This is a genomic window from Vibrio coralliilyticus (genome assembly GCF_024449095.1).
GTDB lineage: Bacteria > Pseudomonadota > Gammaproteobacteria > Enterobacterales > Vibrionaceae > Vibrio > Vibrio coralliilyticus_A.
On record NZ_CP024628.1, the window covers coordinates 565,571 to 583,891 of the forward strand.

Sequence of the window (18,321 nt, forward strand, 5' to 3'; positions counted from 1 at the left end):
TTTAAGCTTGGTATCTCGCTGATCATGGGGTCACCAACTCTGTAATTTGTAACTTGAAGCCTTGTCGATTGATAGAAATGATGGAGGCCGAACTGTTATGACAAGCTAATGCCTTACGCAGGTGATGTATGTGGACTTTAAGGGAGTCACTGTTGGGCAATCGGTCATCCCAGATCGCCAAATTAAGAGATTGACGAGTGACTGAGTGCGGGTAAGCACGCATTAATTGCTCTAAGATAGTCAAGCTTGTCGGCGTGAGCTTGAGCGGTTGATTATCAACATACGCTTGTTTTTCTTGCGAGTTAAACATTATGTTTCCCGCCTTGAACTGAGTGAGTTGGCCGCTTTTTCTATTCACCAGTGCTTTCGTTCTTGCCACTAATTCTGCCATTGCAAAGGGCTTTACGAGATAGTCATCAGTGCCAACCTTAAATCCTGTCAGCTTGTCTTCAAGTTGACTTCGGGCAGTTAACATAATAATTGGAACCCCGATTCCTTGAGAGCGAAGCTGTTCGCAAACGCTAAAGCCATCAAGTCGTGGGAGATTTATATCCAGAATAATAACCTGATAATCATTATTTTCTATCAGGTTGAGGGCTGTAATACCATTACTGGCGAAATCACATGTAATGTTTTCCAGTTCAAGAAAATCTATGATATTGCCTGCTAGCCGAGTATCGTCTTCAACCAATATTGTGTGGATCATGGGCACCTTAGTGAAATCCAATAGAAGTAAAGCCAAGCCAGTGATGGCTTGGCAACAATGTTCCCTTTTCTTGAGAAAGCGAGTTATCTTTGTTTGGAGACATCAAGTTGTATCGATGTACCATGATTGATTCCATCGCCAGCCGCTAGGATGAAGTACCAACCGGGAGGTGGAGAGTCAATTCTGATGTACTCACTACTACCAAGGTTTTGAGAGGAAAACTCAAATTGGTTGATACTTGGCCAATAAGGACTGACATACAAATCCGTATTACCGCTACCGTGTTGTGTTCTAACTTCCAGAGTACTGTTGTGTTGGGTGACCTTGATGAAATAATAGTTGTCACCTTGTGCAGTACAGACGGGAGAACCACTCTGCAATTCGCTAAAGGAGATAGGAGCAGAAACAGCACACTGGTCTGAGATGACTTTAGGCTGCTCTCCAGGTTCTTTATTTGCTTGGTGTTCGCCCAATGCGATAGATACCCCTTGGTATCCCTGTTGTGAGATGGCACTTAGGTAGTGGCGTCCCCGATTTAGGGTGATGATCAGGACTTGTTCTGTGCCTTCTCCCACTGATTCAGCTAGCGCATTTTCCTCAGATGCCCAAGTTGTTGGGTGATAGTAGAGTTTAAGATCACCCTGACCATCGCGACTGCTCAGGTAGACAGTGGTGTTATTTCTCTGAACATCAAAATAAAAGTGCTCAGTTAAACCAGTGATACACTCGCCTTGATCTCTTGTTAGCTTTTCACCGGATTGTAGGGTTTCACCCTCCGAACACTTGGAAGGCAGGTAAAGAGGTACCCCCTGATAGTTGATTGCTTGCAGTTGAAGCCCATCTGGATCTGACTCCTCCGGCTGAGGAAGCCAAGCTTGCAGGCACTCTGCGCTTTTCACACAAGGGTCGGTGAGTGCTTTCATAAAGTTAACCAAATCGGTTTTCGATTGATCTGACAAGTTGAGTTTTTGTAGCACAGGGGCACCGTCGGCAATTTCATCATCAATGATCTTGGCGGCTTTATTTGTATTCTCTCTTGTCTCTGGGAACAGACTATTGCAATGTTCAATGTCTTTAAACTGCGGTTGTTCACACCAGCCTAGCTCATCGATGTACTGATCGAGTATCTGATGATAATCATCATAATGATCAATTACTTGTTCGAGTGTGTCGTAACTTCCAGCATGGCCGAATGGTCCGGTGACTTCGATGTTTAATAGCGTACCAGAGCGAAAGCTATAAATGTCGTCTTCACTTTCATTACGATGGGCACGGCCTAAGTCATTGGTTTCCATTCCTGGTTCTCCAGTTCCGGGGCCAATTTGTGGGAAGGCAAGGCGATGATAGTTTGAATCTTTTGTTTGGCTAAAGGTGTCCGTGTTATGGCAACCAATACATTGGGTGGGTAAGAAGTCTGGCTCATTACCACCATCAGACGGAGGGGGCGGCATGTAGAGATATAGGTATGCACCGCGCTTTTGTGAAAGGGTGAGCGCAGATAAATCCCCTTTTACGTATCGGTTCCAAGCATTGTCGGTAAAATTCATTGATTGTTGGTACGCAGAGAGTGCTCGGGTAATGTTGGCAAACGTCACAAGCTCTTGAGGTGATTTGTCTTCCCCGTAAACGGATGAAAATTTTTCTACCCAGTGATTGCGAAACAATTCGCCTTTCGCGTCACCATAGTCGCCAACTCTTGCCGTGAGATGTGCTCTTACAGCTTGATTAGAGGCATCCTGCATGAAATCAAAACCGCGCATTTCTGAGGCTGTGACCGGTGGAAAGCGAGCTTGAGCTGCTAACAAGGTATCACCTGCGTTTGGGTCAGCTTCACCAAACGCCACATCGGGGGTGCTGATCCCTTTTGAGGGATCAAGCCAATCAACAAACTCTACGCGTGCATCGCGAAACAGACTGCGTTTGTATAAACCTGCATTGAAGATCGTTGGAGTGTTGCGTGCTACGTAGAATTGGCCAGTCGTCGTTTTTCGGCCTGGACCCAGTACATCTTCATTCTCAGCCAGTGTACCGACTGGAAGTGATAACCCGTCTCCACCACCAAGGTAGGGGTGATGACAGCTGGCACAAGCGACGTCTTTATTGCCACTCAGTGCTTTGGAGAAAAATAACAGTTTGCCTAGTTTTACTTCTTCTGAATCCACACTGGGTATCTCAAAACCTTTGTTGGGCTCCCCAGTCAGGCTGTGTTGCTCAATCAGTTTACGTAGTTCTGTATCCAGATCATCGGGGATAGGGATCGCCATTGTTTGGGATGCTAGCCCCAACGTCAGGGCGAATAAACACGCTTGCTTTTTCATCGCTTTCTTCCTTGTGTGCAGTAATAGATGGGATACTAGGAAGGCGAGGGTTAAAAAACGGTTAAAACGGACGAAACCAAGTTGTCTTGGATGGAGTAAGTTTATTAATCTTGATGCATATCATGGTTAGTGGTGAAATGTAATCTAACTCGAGTAGAAAATGTTTTGAGCTTAATGCTCGAAATCTCAATAAGTAAAAGGTATAACGTAGCCTTGTTTCTAGTTGCTTTGTAAGCCGCATTGGCGGCTTTTTCCACGCTTGAGGAAGTGTTTATGTTCATCGTTTATCGTCTTTTGAAGTTGGCGGTTATCTGTGCTGTGTTTTTCACCATTTATGACTTGATTGAAATGGGCCAAGTGACTTGGCCTATGCGCTTCTTTGGCCTTTAAGCTATTCCCATCAATGATTGTCTGTAATTATATATTCGTCATATAACAGAAATACGGTTGTACGGAGTTAGCACATTGAGCGATAAAACAACGATCGTCATCATTGAGGATGAACCAGCCATTGCCGAAAACTTAATTCATGTTATCGAAATGGATGGCTATCAGACTGCATGGTTTTCAACCGCGAGAGAAGGGTTGGCCTTCATCAAGCAGAGCGAACCAGCGTTAGTGGTGCTTGATGTTGGCTTACCGGATGGGAATGGATTTGAACTTTGTAAATCCATTCGAGAGTTTTCTGATGTGCCGATTATTTTTCTGACTGCGAGACATGAGGAAATCGATCGTGTGGTGGGGTTGGAGATTGGTGCCGATGACTACGTCACTAAACCTTTTAGCCCAAGAGAAATGCTGGCACGAATCAAGCTGCGTATCAAATCACGCTTCACCTTAGACCAACCGCCGAAAGAACATGAGAGTGAGTTAAAAGCGGACAACTTTGATTACAGCGTTGGTGACCAATCATTAGGTTTGACTGCCGTTGAGTTTAAGATCTTAAGCAAACTTATTGCTGTATCCAGTCGTGTTTTAAGCCGTGAGCAATTGATGCAAGCGGCTGATATGACACCGCATACGTCTTATGAGCGTAATATCGATTCCCACATTAAAGCGATACGCAACAAGCTCAAGCCCTTTGCCATGAATGATCGTATTTGCACTAAGCGTGGTTTCGGTTACTACTACGAACAAACGGATGAGTAACGATGCAATGGCCTAAGATCCCACTCGGATTAAGACTGTTCTTTTTATATTTTGTTCTTGTCGGTCTGACGGCCTATACCGTGAGCACTACGGTGATTCAGGAGCTTAAACCGACGGTTCGACAAACGACCGAAGAAACGCTGGTGGATATGGCCAACCTCTTGGCTGTGCTTGCGGAAGAAGACGTGGCGAATGGCCAAATTTCAGAGAGTCGATTCTCAACACTTCTTACTGCATATGGCTTAAGAGAGCCCAAAGCTCGTATCTGGGAAATCGGTAAGAAAGCGATCAATCATCGCATTTACATCACAGACAAAAATGGGGTTGTGATTGCGGACTCGTGGCAACAGGATGTCGGAGAAGATTATTCGAGATGGAACGATGTCTATCTCACGTTACGTGGCCAATACGGGGCGAGAAGTACTGCTGAAGATCCAGATGATCCTCTATCAACAGTGATGCATGTCGCAGCCCCTATTTATCATAAGGGTGAAATTATTGGCAGCGTGACGGTGGCTAAATCCAACCGTTCGGTTCAGCCATTTATTGACCTGTCGAAGCGAAATGTCTTGTTTTGGATGGTGTGGATGAGCGGGTTAGTATTGCTGGCTGGGGCTTTGTTCGCATGGCGTATTCACTCGGCGCTGAATAAGTTGGAAAATTACGCGGTAAAAATGGGCCAAGGAGAGAAGGTCACTAAACCAAGCTTTCGCGTGTTTTATGAATATGGGACTTTGAGTAACGCATTAGAAAACATGCGTAATCAACTCGATGGTAAGCAGTATGTCGAAGAGTATGTGCAAACATTGACGCATGAACTCAAAAGCCCGCTTTCAGCGATTAAGGGAGCAAGCGAAATATTACAGATGCCGTTATCCGATGAAAAAGTAGCGCGTTTTGCGACAAACATCGAGCGCGAGAGCGATAGGATGCAGTCTTTGGTCGACAAACTATTGGAGTTGGCTCGACTGGAGAAGCAACCACATTTGGATAAGCAGGAACCGATCAACATCAACACTATGCTTAATGAGATTTTAGCGGCCTCCGATGCTCGACTCAATGCTAAAGGAGTCACATGTGAAGTCGTTATAGAGTCTGATTTTGAGATCGTTGGTGATCGCTTTATGTTCCAGCAGGCCCTGTTCAACCTTATGGATAATGCACTGGATTTTGTGGATTGCAATGGCGCGATTCGTTGGTGTTACTCACAATCAGGTGATCGAGTTGCTTTGTCGATATCTAATGACGGGCCACGTATTCCAGATTACGCGATGCCAAGGCTTACAGAGCGATTTTATTCTCTTGCTCGCCAAAATGGCGTGAAAAGTACTGGGCTTGGGCTGAATTTTGTTGAGCAAGTTGCCAAACTGCATAAGGGTTTATTGCTGATTGAGAATGTCGACCAAGGTGTTAAAGTCACTTTGAGCTTTCCTTCTCCATAAAAACTCCATAAACGCTCCATCTCTTCTCCAAGTGGCTGTTTTACATTAGCCACATCAGTTAAGGAGAAAACAGATGAAAAAAATCTTTAATAATCAGCTTGGCATGAAGTTTGGCTTTGTGCTGCTTTTGTTTGTCTTATTACAAATCCCGGTTTCTATGGTGAGTGGCCTTGTTTCCGAGCGCGCTTACCGTCAGCAAGAAGTGAGAGAGGAAATCGCACGCAGTAGCAGTGGTGAGCAACGTATTATAGGTCCATTCATTGCGGTAGACTTCACCGAAACGGTTAGCAGTGAAGAACGGACTTATACGGTTGAGCGGCAGGCTTACATTTTGCCAGATATTTTTGATATGACAGCTCATTTAGACAGCTTCGAGAAATATAGAGGCATCTACAAAGCTCGCTTATACAAAGCGCAAAGTGCGCTCAAAGGATCGTTCGATCTTTCGTTGCTAAATAAGCTTAAGCAACATCAGATCAAAAAAGTAACTATGGTAGTTGGTATTAAAGATAGCCGAGGTTTAGTTAAGTTAGATGCAATGAAGCTGGGCAGTAAGACATTTAATGTAGTGCCGGGTACAGGTATTAAACAACTGGCTCAAGGTTTTCATACTTCACTTGATTTGGTTCATTTAGATCCTAACCAATCTCTTGATTTTAATCTGAGTTTTTTATTACAGGGGATGGGGAAACTTCAAGTCACACCAATTGGGAATACCACCTCAGTAACGCTGTCATCAAAATGGCCACACCCGAGTTTTATCGGTGACTATCTGCCAGTAGCGTCGGATGTGTCAGAATCTGGCTTTAGTGCAAAATGGGCTAGCAGCAACTTTTCATCCAATATTACGCAACTGTTTAAGAACTGCATGGAAGAAGCCTCGTCTTGTGATGAGTTAGAGCAACGTCAAATGGGGGTTGACCTCATTGACCCGGTTGATCATTACCTTAAATCACACCGTGCTATTAATTACTCTCTTCTTGTCATCACCTTAGTATTTGCCAGCTTCTTCTTGCTTGAATTGTTTCAGGCTCGCCCTGTTCACCCTGTTCAATATGGTTTTGTTGGCCTTGCTTTGGCGTTGTTCTATCTATTACTGATCTCACTCAGTGAACATACTGGTTTTAACTGGGCTTACGTCATTTCTGTTTTGGCTTCGACCAGCCTCTTGAGTGTCTACGTCAGCGGTATGCTAGACAACACCAGGCAGGGGGCAGTATTTGGTGCGAGTTTATTGTGTCTATACGGATTACTCTTCGGGTTACTTGAGGCAGAAAGTTACGCACTCCTGATGGGGACAGTATTGTGCTTTGTGATCCTGGCTTTCGTTATGGTTATCACCAGAAAGGTAGATTGGTATCAACGCAGTAAAAAAGTCGTACAGCCACCAAAAGCTAGGGGAGAAGCGCAGAATGAGTGATACTAAGCCGATTAAAAAGCGAGTACGACGCAGTTTGCTTGAGAAAGTGTTTATCTGGTCTCTTGAGCAAAGGTTCCGTGGATTCATCATGACTAATCGGCGATAACAAGGATTTACTCAGTCTGATAAATTTCCAGTGGTAAACCATCTGGATCCTGAAAGAAGGTAAAGGCCTTGCCGGTGAACTCATCAATACGTACGGCTTCGACGGCAACCCCTCTACCTTCTAAGTATGTTTTGACTTCTTCAACGCTATCTACCGCAAAAGCTAAATGACGTAGGCCTTTTGCTTCTGGGAAACTCGGCCTTTTCGGTGCACTGGGAAAGCTGAACAACTCAATTTGCGAGCCGTCTGGGAGCTCTAAATCGAGTTTGTAAGAAGATCTCTCCTCTCGATAATTTTCTGCCAAGACCTTCAGCCCCAACACCTCAGTATAAAACTGCTTAGACACTGGGTAATCAGAGCAAATAATCGCTACGTGATGAATTGTATTAAACATAGGAGTTCTCGTTAATGGCTGGCGAGTTTATCGCCTAACGCTTGGCTAATGTAGTCGATAAAAACACGCAGACGAGCGGGCATGTATTTGGTTTGCGGGTACTGCATGGCGATGGCACCATGGTAATTACTTTTGATGGTCCAATCAGGGAGTACAGGCACAACCTGTTGTTTTTCAACGGCTTCTGCAATAACAAAGTCGTGAAATATGCCGATCCCTAGTGCGTTTTTTACTCCAGTGAGTCTCATTTGAGAGTGGTTTACTGCATAGCGACCTGACACCGTCATTGAATGGAATTCGTCATCTTTGAAGAAGTCCCAGATGTTATCTCGTTCTGTTTCAGCTAGATATAGACAATCATGCTGTTGTAGGTCGGTAGGGTGTAAGGGCATCCCGCGCCGTTCGATGTATGCGGGACTTGCACAAAGCACCAGATTCGTTTTACCAATTTCTTTAAGCACCAAGTTTTCATCGGGTCTATCGGTGAGTTTGAAGGCGACATCGATCCCGTCTCTGAGTAGATCGATCTCACCATCAGCCACCCGCAATTTGAGCTGAATGTCTGGGTACTGTTTTAAGAAAGGCACGACAAAAGGCTGCAAAACAGAGTTGAGAAAGGCCTCTGGCGCTGCAATGGTAAGAGAGCCTGTTGCTTGTTTGTGATCAGTGGTTGAAAGTTCCCAAGCTTGCTGGGCGGCGTTTACCATCACGATCGCTTGATCGTATACCTGCTGTCCTGTCGGCGTGATCACCAGTTTTCGGGTGGTACGCTCGAACAACTTTGCAGATAGTGCAAACTCAAGCCGAGTGATCAATTTACTCAGTGCTGAAGGGGTCACTTCGAGCTTTTTGGCAGCGGCTGTAAAGCTACCTTCATCAACGATCAAAATGAAGGATGCAAGATCTGGGAGCAAAGCGATAAGTTTTGAATTAACCAAGTTGAAACCGTGATATGTCTTTAAATTGAGAATTAAATCGGTTGTTAATAATTTGTTGTATCGATAAGGTGGTCAAATGTTAAACAGCAAGAGGTACTCAAAGTGCAAGAACCAGGTTTTCTTCTTGACTTGGGATCAATGATGCAAGATATCTTGCTGGCCGCATTCGCAGTCGTATTGCTCACCATAGTCACCTTAGTGTTAGAAAAGTAACACGCGTGTACATTTATGTCATCAAAACAGGCGGGTAGGTCAAAGCAACCAACGCCTGTTTTTGTTTCTTACAGTCTTTAATGCATTCCCATAGCTACACAGCACACTATATTTATCCACCTATACATCCATAAGTGTCTAATCTTGATTACTGTTAGACAGCAATTTTATATCTAATCGGAAAGATGGACTGTGACTTTTATCATAAAAAAACCTTATTTGTGCCTGTGATTCACGAATGTTTTTCCACCTGATGGGATAATGAAAGTAACGTGCTTGAATTACACTTAAGGCAACTTTTTACGCCTTCGAAAAAACGAAGGTGATGAATAAGCAATGTGCTTAACATAATAACTAGGAAGGAATTTGAAATGTCTTCTGCATTCTACGAACAGATCAAACAACAGATTGAAGAAGTAAAGGCTGAAGGTCTTTACAAGTCAGAGCGCGTTATCACTTCTCAACAGCAAGCGGCTGTCAAAATCTCTACAGGTGAAGAAGTACTTAACTTCTGTGCTAACAACTACCTTGGCCTAGCTAACCACCCTGAGCTGATTGAAGCGGGTAAAGCGGGTATGGATAAGCACGGCTTTGGTATGGCGTCTGTTCGTTTCATTTGTGGTACTCAAGACATTCACAAAGAGCTGGAGCAAAAACTTTCTACGTTCCTTGGTAAAGAAGATACAATTCTATACACCTCTTGTTTTGACGCTAATGCTGGTTTGTTCGAAACGATTCTGGGCAAAGAAGACGCGATCATCTCTGATGCACTTAACCACGCTTCAATCATCGATGGTGTTCGTCTGTGTAAAGCGATGCGCTTCCGTTACGCAAATAACAACATGGAAGAGCTTGAGCAGCAGCTAATCGCAGCTAAAGAAGCGGGCGCTCGTAACATCCTTATCGTCACAGACGGCGTATTCTCAATGGATGGTGTAGTCGCTAACCTGCCAGCTATTTGTGACCTTGCTGATAAGTACGGCGCACTGACTATGGTCGATGACTCTCACGCGGTGGGTTTCATGGGTAAAACAGGCGCAGGTACTCACGAGTACCACGATGTGGTTGATCGTATCGACATCATCACAGGCACGTTAGGTAAAGCCATGGGCGGTGCATCAGGCGGCTATACTTCAGGTAAAGCAGAAGTGATTGATTGGCTACGTCAGCGTTCTCGTCCATATCTGTTCTCAAACTCGGTAGCACCAGCGATCGTTAATGCTTCTATCCGAGTTCTTGATCTTCTTGAGCAAAGTGGTGACCTACGTGACCGTCTATGGGAAAACGCAGCACATTTCCGCACTCGTATGGAAGCCGCTGGTTTCACTATGGGTGGCGCTGACCACGCGATCATTCCAATCATGCTTGGCGATGCAAAAGTCGCGGCTGAGTTTGCAGAGCGCGCCCTAGAAAAAGGCATTTACGTTATTGGCTTCTCTTTCCCAGTCGTACCAAAAGGCCAAGCACGTATTCGTACACAAATGTCGGCGGCACACTCGCGCGAGCAACTTGATCGCGCCATCGATGCCTTCATCGAAGTGGGTCGTGACATGGAGATCATTAAGTAATGAAAATTAAAGCGCTATCTAAGTTAAAGCCTGAAGAAGGCATCTGGATGACTGAGGTTGAAAAACCGAAAGTTGGCCATAACGACATTCTGATCAAAATTAAGAAAACCGCGATTTGTGGTACAGACGTTCATATCTACAACTGGGATGAGTGGTCTCAGAACACGATTCCTGTTCCTATGGTCGTTGGTCATGAATACGTGGGTGAAGTGGTTGCCATTGGTCAGGAAGTTCGCGGATTTGAAATCGGTGACCGTGTCTCTGGCGAAGGTCACATCACTTGTGGTCACTGTCGTAACTGTCGTGGCGGCCGCACTCACCTGTGTCGTAATACCATTGGTGTGGGTGTAAACCGTGAAGGTGCATTCGCTGAATACCTAGTGATTCCAGCGTTTAACGCGTTCAAGATCCCTGAAGGTATCTCAGACGATCTAGCATCAATCTTTGACCCTTTCGGCAATGCTGTACACACGGCACTGTCTTTCGACCTTGTGGGTGAAGACGTACTGATCACAGGTGCTGGCCCAATCGGTATCATGGCGGCGGCAGTCGCTAAGCATGTAGGTGCTCGTCACGTTGTGATTACAGACGTGAACGAATACCGTCTTGATCTTGCACGTAAAATGGGCGTGACCCGTGCAGTTAACGTTGCGGAACAGAAGCTTGAAGACGTAATGGAAGAGCTGGGTATGACGGAAGGCTTTGATGTTGGCCTTGAAATGTCGGGTGTTCAGGCAGCATTCAGCACCATGCTGAAGACAATGAACCACGGCGGCCGAATTGCACTGCTAGGTATTCCGCCATCAGACATGGGTATCGACTGGAACCAAGTGATCTTCAAAGGTCTGGTGATTAAAGGTATCTACGGCCGCGAGATGTTCGAAACTTGGTACAAGATGGCATCATTGATTCAATCGGGCTTAGACTTGACGCCAATCATCACTCACCACTTTAAGGTTGATGACTTCCAGAAAGGCTTTGACGCAATGCGTAGCGGCCAATCAGGTAAAGTGATTCTCGACTGGGAATAATGGAATCTAGATTCTGAATAGTAAAAGGCGACAGGTTAAACTGTCGCCTTTTTTGTAGGGCAAGATCAAACTGGCAATGTTAGTCAAACACCGACAGCCTCCAGTGAAATTGACAAAAAAGAAACTTTCACTTTTTTGTATCCGGTTCCAAAATTCGCAGGTAATCAAAGTTTTCCTACTACTCATGAATTTGGTCATCGACTTATGATGGTGGCCGATCTTCCGTTGGTGACGATAATAAGGAAATAACATGAAAAACACATTGATTGCCGCAAGTTTGATGATTGCGATGGCGGGAACGGTTCAGGCCTCGGAATGGGGTTACAAAGGGGATAAAGGGCCTGAACATTGGGGAGATGTTGCCAAAGAGTGTGCCACTGGCAAAAACCAAAGCCCGATTGATATCAAGGATGTAGTTGACGCGGAGCTGATGCCACTCAACATTGAATATCAGGGGATGGTGACTGGGCTGACGAATAACGGACATACACTTCAAGCGGTTGTTGAGGGGAATAACGCCGTGACAGTAGATGGAGTTGAGTTTAATCTGGCGCAGTTCCACTTCCATACGCCTTCAGAAAACCATATTCGTGGTCAACACTTTCCCTTGGAAGCGCACTTTGTCAATGCGGATAAAGATGGCAACCTAGCGGTTGTTGCTGTGATGTATAACGCAGCACCAGGGGAAAACAACCAGATCACACAGTTGACGGCGACCATGCCTGAACCCGGTCAAACCGTGAGGCTACAAACGCCGTTTGCGGTAAAAGATATGTTGCCTGCAACGGGAGAGTACTACCGCTTTAATGGCTCTCTGACGACGCCACCTTGTTCTGAAGGCGTACGCTGGTTTGTGCTTAAATCTGCGCAAACCTTAACGACGGAACAGGCAAAACAAATGCAGATGGTGATGGGTAACAACAACCGCCCAATTCAAAAACAGAATGCTCGTGTCGTTCTCACTAACGATTAAAATAATCAGGCCGGGACATCCCGGCCTTTTCAGCGGCTGTGAAGCAGCACTGACATACCTTAGTCTGGTTTTTGCTTACCTTTCACACTCAGTATCCGAGTGGCGATTCTCACAATGATGTGAGGTTGGGCGATCGCAGTTCTACCGAGTTCGAATTAGCGACTTTGGCTAATGGCCGCGTATTGGCGCAGTAAGTCGGTTAACGTTGTGACCCACTCTAATGCGTTGGTTGGGGCTTGTTTAAGCAGCACTTCCACATGTTGACAATGGACTTCAAGAGGTATTGCCTGTTCAAGGTGAAACGAAACCGAATAGAAATGCCAAAGCAGTAAACGTTGCATGCGTAGCGTGTTTTGCTGTTGATTGTCTGATTCGCTGAAAAGGGCTGGCAGTTCACTCAGAGCGATCGCACTCATCCTTAACATGGCATCAAACTGCGCCTCTTGCAGTTTGTCTTTGGATTCCGTCTCATCGGCATCGAACGTAAACAGCTCCGTCATCGATTCTTCTGCGATCAGGCGGTGGATCATTCGTAGACTCAGTTCTTCCAGCTCTTCTCTTGGGGTAGCTTGTAGGGATGAGAGGGTGTAATCGCGTTGCATGGTGATCTCTGGCATCTGTTAAAGGGGCGATTATTCTATACCGCTAGTGGCATAAATCTAGCTCTAATTGAGTTACTGCTTAGCATGAAGTTCCCAATCAGCGCTCTAAATTGCTCCAAATAAAATAGCCCCACCAAACGGTGGGGCAATATGCAGTTGTGTTTGCGTTATTAGCTTGCTGACGTTGTTAGAGAATTCTTTTGCCACTAGTACGTTAGTTGATACTTTTATAAACCTAGATGGCAAATCGTGAATTGCCAAACTTTTTGCGTAAATGAATTTGGTTACATATTAGTTATTGTGATCTTGGTTCATTATTTCATAGCAACAAAATGCACAATTTATACACTTGCTCCTAGTTTCCCTGGTCAATCTTATCAGGGGTGAAAGTATTGCTTATAGATTGAGCGCTTGAACGTTTGCGTGAAAATATGTGATGAATCTCTCATTATGTTCGCTATACTTACCGCCCGGTTAAGAGCGACAGCTCTACCAATACAAGCCGTCACATGGAATGGTGAATGACCCCACGGACCGGACCAGCTATTTTTCAATGCTTGTAGAGGTTATCTTTAATGAATGTCCTATTCGGATTAATCGGTGTTGCGACACTATTATTGTGTGCTGTGTTGTTGTCAGAGAGTCGCAAAGCAATCAACTGGAAAACAGTCTCTCGCGCTTTGTTACTTCAGGTCGGTTTTGCCGCTTTAGTCTTGTACTTCCCTTGGGGACAAACCGCACTCACCAGTTTAAGTAATGGTGTTTCTAGTCTATTAGGCTTTGCTGATGAAGGCATTGGGTTCTTATTTGGTGATTTAGCCAATACAGGATTTATCTTTGCGGTTCGTGTTCTTCCTATCATTATTTTCTTTAGTGCGCTAATTTCTGCACTTTATTACCTTGGTATTATGCAAAAGGTTATCGAGTTTATCGGTGGTGGTATCCAAAAGTTCCTAGGGACGAGTAAAGCTGAGTCTTTGGTTGCTACCGGTAACATCTTCCTATCTCAAGGTGAGTCTCCACTTCTTGTTCGACCTTTCCTTTCGCGTATGACTCGCTCTGAACTGTTCGCTGTGATGGCCGGTGGTATGGCTTCTGTAGCCGGTAGTGTGCTGGGTGGATATGCTGGGTTGGGCGTTGAGCTGAAGTACTTAATTGCCGCGAGCTTTATGGCCGCGCCGGGTAGTTTGATGATGGCAAAGATCATTGTGCCTGAGCGTGAAACACCAAGCGACCAATCTGATATTGAGATGGACAAAGCGCAAGACAGCAATGTGATTGATGCCCTAGCAAGTGGTGCAATGAATGGTATGAAGGTCGCCGTTGCTGTCGGTACCATGTTGATTGCGTTCGTGAGCGTGATTGCCATGGTCAACACGGGCCTGGAAAGTTTGGGTGACGTGGCGGGCTTTAGCGGATTGACGCTGCAAACGCTGTTTGGTTACCTGTTTTCTCCTCTGGCATGGGTGATTGGCGTGCCGGCAAATGAAATGCTGATGGCGGGCTCTTACATTGGCCAGAAAATTGTCATGAATGAGTTTGTGGCTTTCATCGACTTTGTCGAGCACAAAGCGCTACTCTCTGAACACACCCAAGTGATCGTCACATTTGCACTGTGTGGCTTTGCCAACATAGGTTCGATTGCTATTCAGCTTGGCTCTATTGGTGTGATTGCGCCAGAGCGCCGCTCTGAAGTGGCTAATTTAGGCATAAAAGCAGTACTTGCTGGTACACTGGCGAACCTAATGAGTGCATGCCTAGCGGGGATTTTCATTCTGCTTTAACCCATCGCTAGATTCTAAAATCTATAAAAGAAGTACAAAGCCCAGTTTATGAAGCTGGGCTTTACTTATCTATTTGAGCCAAAACTGATTTATAGCAACGTTTCGATTTGTTGTAGGCGTAGGATGGGAGCATCCCGTCTGGGAGATTTCCAACAATAATAAGAGATACCGCTATGAATGAGCTGATTCAACGTTTTTTGCGCTACGTAACTTTTAACACACAATCCAATCCTTCAAGTTCCAAATGTCCAAGTAGTGAAGGACAGAGAACGTTCGCCCAGTTTTTGCAACAAGAGTTAATAGAACTGGGGTTAAGTGATGTTTCGCTTGATGAAAATGGGTATTTGATGGCGAAACTGCCAAGTAATGTCGATTATGATGTCCCTGCGATAGGTTTTGTCGCTCATATGGATACCGCACCTGATGCGTCAGGAAAAAATGTCAAGCCTCAGATTGTTGAGGATTATCAGGGGGGGGATATTGCACTTGGTAAGGGGGATGAAGTGCTTTCTCCTATTCAGTACCCCGAGCTGCACCGACTTCATGGGCATAACCTTATCACCACAGATGGTACAACGCTTCTCGGTGCGGATAACAAAGCGGGCATCGCTGAAATTATTTCCGCTATCGCTGAATTGCAAGCGAACCCAAGTATTCCACATGGTGATATTTGTATTGGGTTTACACCAGATGAAGAAATTGGTCGTGGAGCAGACTTGTTTGATGTGAAGAAATTCGGCGCGCAATGGGCATATACGATTGATGGTGGTCCTGCCGGTGAACTGGAGTATGAGAACTTTAACGCAGCCAGTGCCGATGTCATTTGCCATGGTGTCAACGTACACCCAGGAACGGCAAAAAATAAAATGGTGAATGCCATGAACATTGCAGCTCAGTTCCAGTTGTTGATGCCTACTGATGAAACGCCAGAGGCAACGGAAGGATATCAAGGCTTCTACCATTTGAAATCTGCGGAAATGACCGTTGCACGTTGCGAGTTAGGTTATATCATTCGGGATTTTGAACGTGATGGACTTGAGCAACGCAAGGCTTTTATGCAGAGCAAAGTGAACGAGCTCAATGAAACGCTAACCAAAGGTCGAGTAGAGCTTAAACTGACAGACAGCTACTTCAATATGAAGGAGATGGTTGAGCCGCACCCTCATATCATAGAGCTAGCAAAACAAGCGATGATCGCCTGTGATATCGAACCAAACGTTAAGCCAATTCGCGGTGGTACCGACGGTGCAAGGTTATCATTCATGGGGTTACCTTGTCCTAATCTCTTCACTGGTGGCTATAATTTTCATGGAATTCATGAGTTTATCAGTATTGAGGCTATGGAGCAGGCTGTTAAAGTCATTATGACCTTGTCAGAAAGAACCGCACTGAGCTATAGATAAAATCTTGATATATTCCTGTTATCTCATTGATTATCGTGTACATTTATTAGAGTATGCTCGATAAACAGAGGTTTCAGGGATGAAAAGGATTTTTTTACTGTTTACACATCTTATGTGTGGTGGTGTTGGTTTTGCAATTGGCATCTATGCCTTACCTATACTCATCCAGCCTGATTCGCCTTCGATGAGCTCAGTAGAGAATGTCACTAACAATGCCGTTTATACGGCGACCTTCCAGCGTGATAGGAAAGACAGTGATTTTTTGCATTGGGGCGAAGGATCAGTGTCTATCAGTCAGGACAAAATCGCTTTTGTTGGTGAATTAGCTCCGGGGCCGGATTATAAGCTTTATTTATCGCCACAGTTTGTCGAAACCGAAGCTGACTTTAATCAACAAAAACAGACCATGGTGAAAGTCGGTGACGTGAAGACATTTGACCGTTTTACTCTCGATTTACCGAGTGATGTGAGTTTAGCAGAATATAATACGGTGATAGTTTGGTGTGAAACCTTTGGTGAATTTATCACCTCTGCGCGTTTTAAATAGTGTCTCACAGCACATAGCCTGTATTTATAGCAATGTAAACTGGATCCTTCTCAACAAGTATGGGAAGTTATTATTGAGCATGTATAGATTTGTATGAGGGGCGTTTGCCCCTTTCTTATATAACAAAAACAGGAGCCGAGAATGGAGAAAGTGCAAGTTGTCATCGATTTTCTTCTGACTCATAAATTCATTTTCACAGCGCTGATTATGGTATGTGTAGTCGTAATCCGCCGCATCATTTTATCGAAGATACGTGGCGATGTTGCCTTTGTGTCTGAGAAACAACGTAACTGGATGTCACGCACCAAGAATGGTGCATTTGCCGTGACCGTTCTGCTACTTTTCATTCTGTGGAAGTCTGAGATCAATGAATTCGCTCTTTCGGTAACGGCGATTGCCGTGGCGATAGTTGTGGCATCTAAAGAAATTATTTTATGTTTTACCGGCTCGATTCAAAGAGCCAGTTCTCGTTCATTTCGAGTTGGTGATTGGATTGAAGTTGGTAAGCTTTGTGGTGAAGTGATTGAGCACAACATGATGGCTACTGTCATTCAGGAAATCGACCTCCACCATGGCCAGTACCACTACACGGGGAAAACCGCGACCCTCCCCAATAGTATGTTTTTTACTTATCCGGTGAAAAACCTCAACTTCATGAAACGTTATGTTTATCATAATTTTTCGATTGTTTTGGCTGAGTTTGTCAATTTGTACCCACTAGTGCCGATAATGATCGAGAAAATCGAAGAGCATTGCCATTATTTCAGCGATGTTGCAACACGTTATAACGCCATGATCGAGAAGCACGCTGGTGTTGATTTGCCGGGGGCAGAACCTCATATTCATATCAATAGCGGCGCGACAGGGGAGCAAGTGGTTCATTTCATGATTTTTTGCCCGACTGATAAGGCGACTCATCTAGAGCAGGAAATCAGAAAAGACTTTATGGAACTCTATGAAGAGAGGTTCCCGCCAAAGAAAGACGAGGAGAAAGAGAGCTGAGGCTCTCTTTTTTGTGCCTAAAACGCTTCTATTCGACAGCTCTATCTTCAACCGCTAGTGTTAACATGAGAGGGTGAAGATGAAGACTGTCGTTGAAAAGGTGCCCATCCCTTGTGTGAGAAATTGCTGCCTTGATGGTGATGACATTTGCTTAGGGTGTTTTCGAACGCTCAATGAGATATTGGAGTGGCGCTCTTATACGGATGAGGAAAAACGCGCTGTGCTAGTACGTTGTGCAGAACGCAGAAAGAAAAGAAGTCGGTAGCGCCCGATTGATGATCAGTATGAAAAGTTTGCATGAGCTGAGCGCTTAATCGCTAAGGCATTCAATTAAAGAGATGATTAAATACATGCTCAAAATCTGCGATAGCATGGCGATTGATTCTATAACACACCTTAGGGGGATTCGGCTCTGCAATAATAAACTCAGCTTGTTTTAGAATACGTAAATGCTCAGATACGGTTGATTGTGCCAGTTCTAACTGCGATACCAGATCACAGTTTAGGCAGCCTCCAAGGTTATCCAATGTTACTAAAATCTTAAGAATTCTAACGCGGGCAGGGTGAGAAAGTGCTTTTGCTTGGAGAGCAAATGCAGTTTCTAGTGCGATTTCAGCATCTGTTGTTGAGAATGCTCGCTGGTTTGCTAAGTTACATTGGTTAGTCATATGAGTGATACTAATTGATAATCGTCAAATCGCGATTGAATATACTGATGGTTTTTT

At 44.8% G+C, this 18,321-nt stretch carries 17 protein-coding genes; 11 read left to right on the forward strand and 6 right to left on the reverse strand.

All coding sequences use genetic code 11. The features are described from left to right. Positions 1-22 precede the first annotated feature (22 nt). On the reverse strand, positions 23-706 hold the full coding sequence (locus tag CTT30_RS18135) for a response regulator transcription factor (protein ID WP_252037376.1): 684 nt from the start codon (positions 704-706) through the stop codon (positions 23-25). Between the two features lie 83 nt (positions 707-789). Then, a complete protein-coding gene (locus tag CTT30_RS18140) occupies positions 790-3,024 on the reverse strand; it encodes a cytochrome c peroxidase (RefSeq protein ID WP_252037377.1) in 2,235 nt (744 codons plus the stop codon). A 465-nt stretch (positions 3,025-3,489) separates the two neighbouring features. Between CTT30_RS18140 and CTT30_RS18145 the strand changes: the two genes are divergently transcribed. From CTT30_RS18145 to creD, 3 genes are all read left to right on the forward strand, one after another. Further along, positions 3,490-4,173, forward strand: coding sequence for a response regulator (locus CTT30_RS18145; protein ID WP_239836179.1), 684 nt, complete (start codon positions 3,490-3,492; stop codon positions 4,171-4,173). Positions 4,174-4,175: 2 nt separating this feature from the next. Then, entirely contained in the window at positions 4,176-5,615 is a 1,440-nt protein-coding gene (gene creC, locus CTT30_RS18150; RefSeq protein ID WP_252037378.1) for a two-component system sensor histidine kinase CreC, read from the forward strand. Positions 5,616-5,688: 73 nt separating this feature from the next. Next, positions 5,689-7,035 (forward strand): cell envelope integrity protein CreD, encoded by a 1,347-nt coding sequence (gene creD, locus CTT30_RS18155; protein WP_252037379.1) that lies wholly within the window; start codon positions 5,689-5,691, stop codon positions 7,033-7,035. A 113-nt stretch (positions 7,036-7,148) separates the two neighbouring features. Here the strand turns inward: creD and gloA2 are convergent, their stop codons facing one another. Next, positions 7,149-7,535 carry an SMU1112c/YaeR family gloxylase I-like metalloprotein gene (gene gloA2 / locus CTT30_RS18160; protein ID WP_252037380.1) on the reverse strand — a complete coding sequence of 129 codons (387 nt, stop codon included), beginning with the start codon at positions 7,533-7,535 and terminating at the stop codon, positions 7,149-7,151. A gap of 11 nt (positions 7,536-7,546) precedes the next feature. Further along, positions 7,547-8,473: a LysR family transcriptional regulator gene (locus CTT30_RS18165; protein WP_252037381.1), complete on the reverse strand. Its 927-nt coding sequence runs from the start codon at positions 8,471-8,473 to the stop codon at positions 7,547-7,549. Between the two features lie 584 nt (positions 8,474-9,057). Between CTT30_RS18165 and kbl the strand changes: the two genes are divergently transcribed. From kbl to CTT30_RS18180, 3 genes are all read left to right on the forward strand, one after another. Beyond that, entirely contained in the window at positions 9,058-10,254 is a 1,197-nt protein-coding gene (gene kbl / locus CTT30_RS18170; protein ID WP_252037382.1) for a glycine C-acetyltransferase, read from the forward strand. After that, positions 10,254-11,285 carry an L-threonine 3-dehydrogenase, zinc-binding type gene (tdh, locus tag CTT30_RS18175; RefSeq protein WP_252037383.1) on the forward strand — a complete coding sequence of 344 codons (1,032 nt, stop codon included), beginning with the start codon at positions 10,254-10,256 and terminating at the stop codon, positions 11,283-11,285. The genes kbl and tdh overlap by 1 nt, the downstream gene beginning before the upstream one ends. A 250-nt stretch (positions 11,286-11,535) precedes the next feature. Continuing rightward, entirely contained in the window at positions 11,536-12,258 is a 723-nt protein-coding gene (locus tag CTT30_RS18180; RefSeq protein WP_239836186.1) for a carbonic anhydrase, read from the forward strand. 155 nt (positions 12,259-12,413) lie between these two features. Here the strand turns inward: CTT30_RS18180 and CTT30_RS18185 are convergent, their stop codons facing one another. Then, a complete protein-coding gene (locus tag CTT30_RS18185; RefSeq protein WP_239864276.1) occupies positions 12,414-12,860 on the reverse strand; it encodes an exoribonuclease R in 447 nt (148 codons plus the stop codon). A gap of 575 nt (positions 12,861-13,435) precedes the next feature. Between CTT30_RS18185 and CTT30_RS18190 the strand changes: the two genes are divergently transcribed. The 5 genes from CTT30_RS18190 to CTT30_RS18210 all read left to right on the forward strand — a co-directional run bounded on the left by CTT30_RS18190 (position 13,436) and on the right by CTT30_RS18210 (position 17,861). Next, positions 13,436-14,644 carry a NupC/NupG family nucleoside CNT transporter gene (locus tag CTT30_RS18190; protein ID WP_252037384.1) on the forward strand — a complete coding sequence of 403 codons (1,209 nt, stop codon included), beginning with the start codon at positions 13,436-13,438 and terminating at the stop codon, positions 14,642-14,644. A gap of 173 nt (positions 14,645-14,817) precedes the next feature. Next, positions 14,818-16,047, forward strand: coding sequence for a peptidase T (pepT, locus tag CTT30_RS18195; protein WP_239874753.1), 1,230 nt, complete (start codon positions 14,818-14,820; stop codon positions 16,045-16,047). 79 nt (positions 16,048-16,126) lie between these two features. Beyond that, on the forward strand, positions 16,127-16,594 hold the full coding sequence (locus tag CTT30_RS18200; RefSeq protein ID WP_239836190.1) for a DM13 domain-containing protein: 468 nt from the start codon (positions 16,127-16,129) through the stop codon (positions 16,592-16,594). Positions 16,595-16,735: 141 nt separating this feature from the next. Beyond that, complete coding sequence (locus CTT30_RS18205) at positions 16,736-17,596, forward strand: mechanosensitive ion channel family protein (RefSeq protein WP_239864273.1); 861 nt, start codon at positions 16,736-16,738, stop codon at positions 17,594-17,596. A gap of 79 nt (positions 17,597-17,675) precedes the next feature. Next, positions 17,676-17,861 carry a DUF1289 domain-containing protein gene (locus CTT30_RS18210; RefSeq protein WP_239864272.1) on the forward strand — a complete coding sequence of 62 codons (186 nt, stop codon included), beginning with the start codon at positions 17,676-17,678 and terminating at the stop codon, positions 17,859-17,861. 61 nt (positions 17,862-17,922) lie between these two features. Here CTT30_RS18210 and CTT30_RS18215 read toward each other — a convergent pair whose 3' ends face one another. Next, positions 17,923-18,264 carry an ArsR/SmtB family transcription factor gene (locus CTT30_RS18215; protein ID WP_252037385.1) on the reverse strand — a complete coding sequence of 114 codons (342 nt, stop codon included), beginning with the start codon at positions 18,262-18,264 and terminating at the stop codon, positions 17,923-17,925. Between the last annotated feature and the right edge of the window lie 57 nt (positions 18,265-18,321).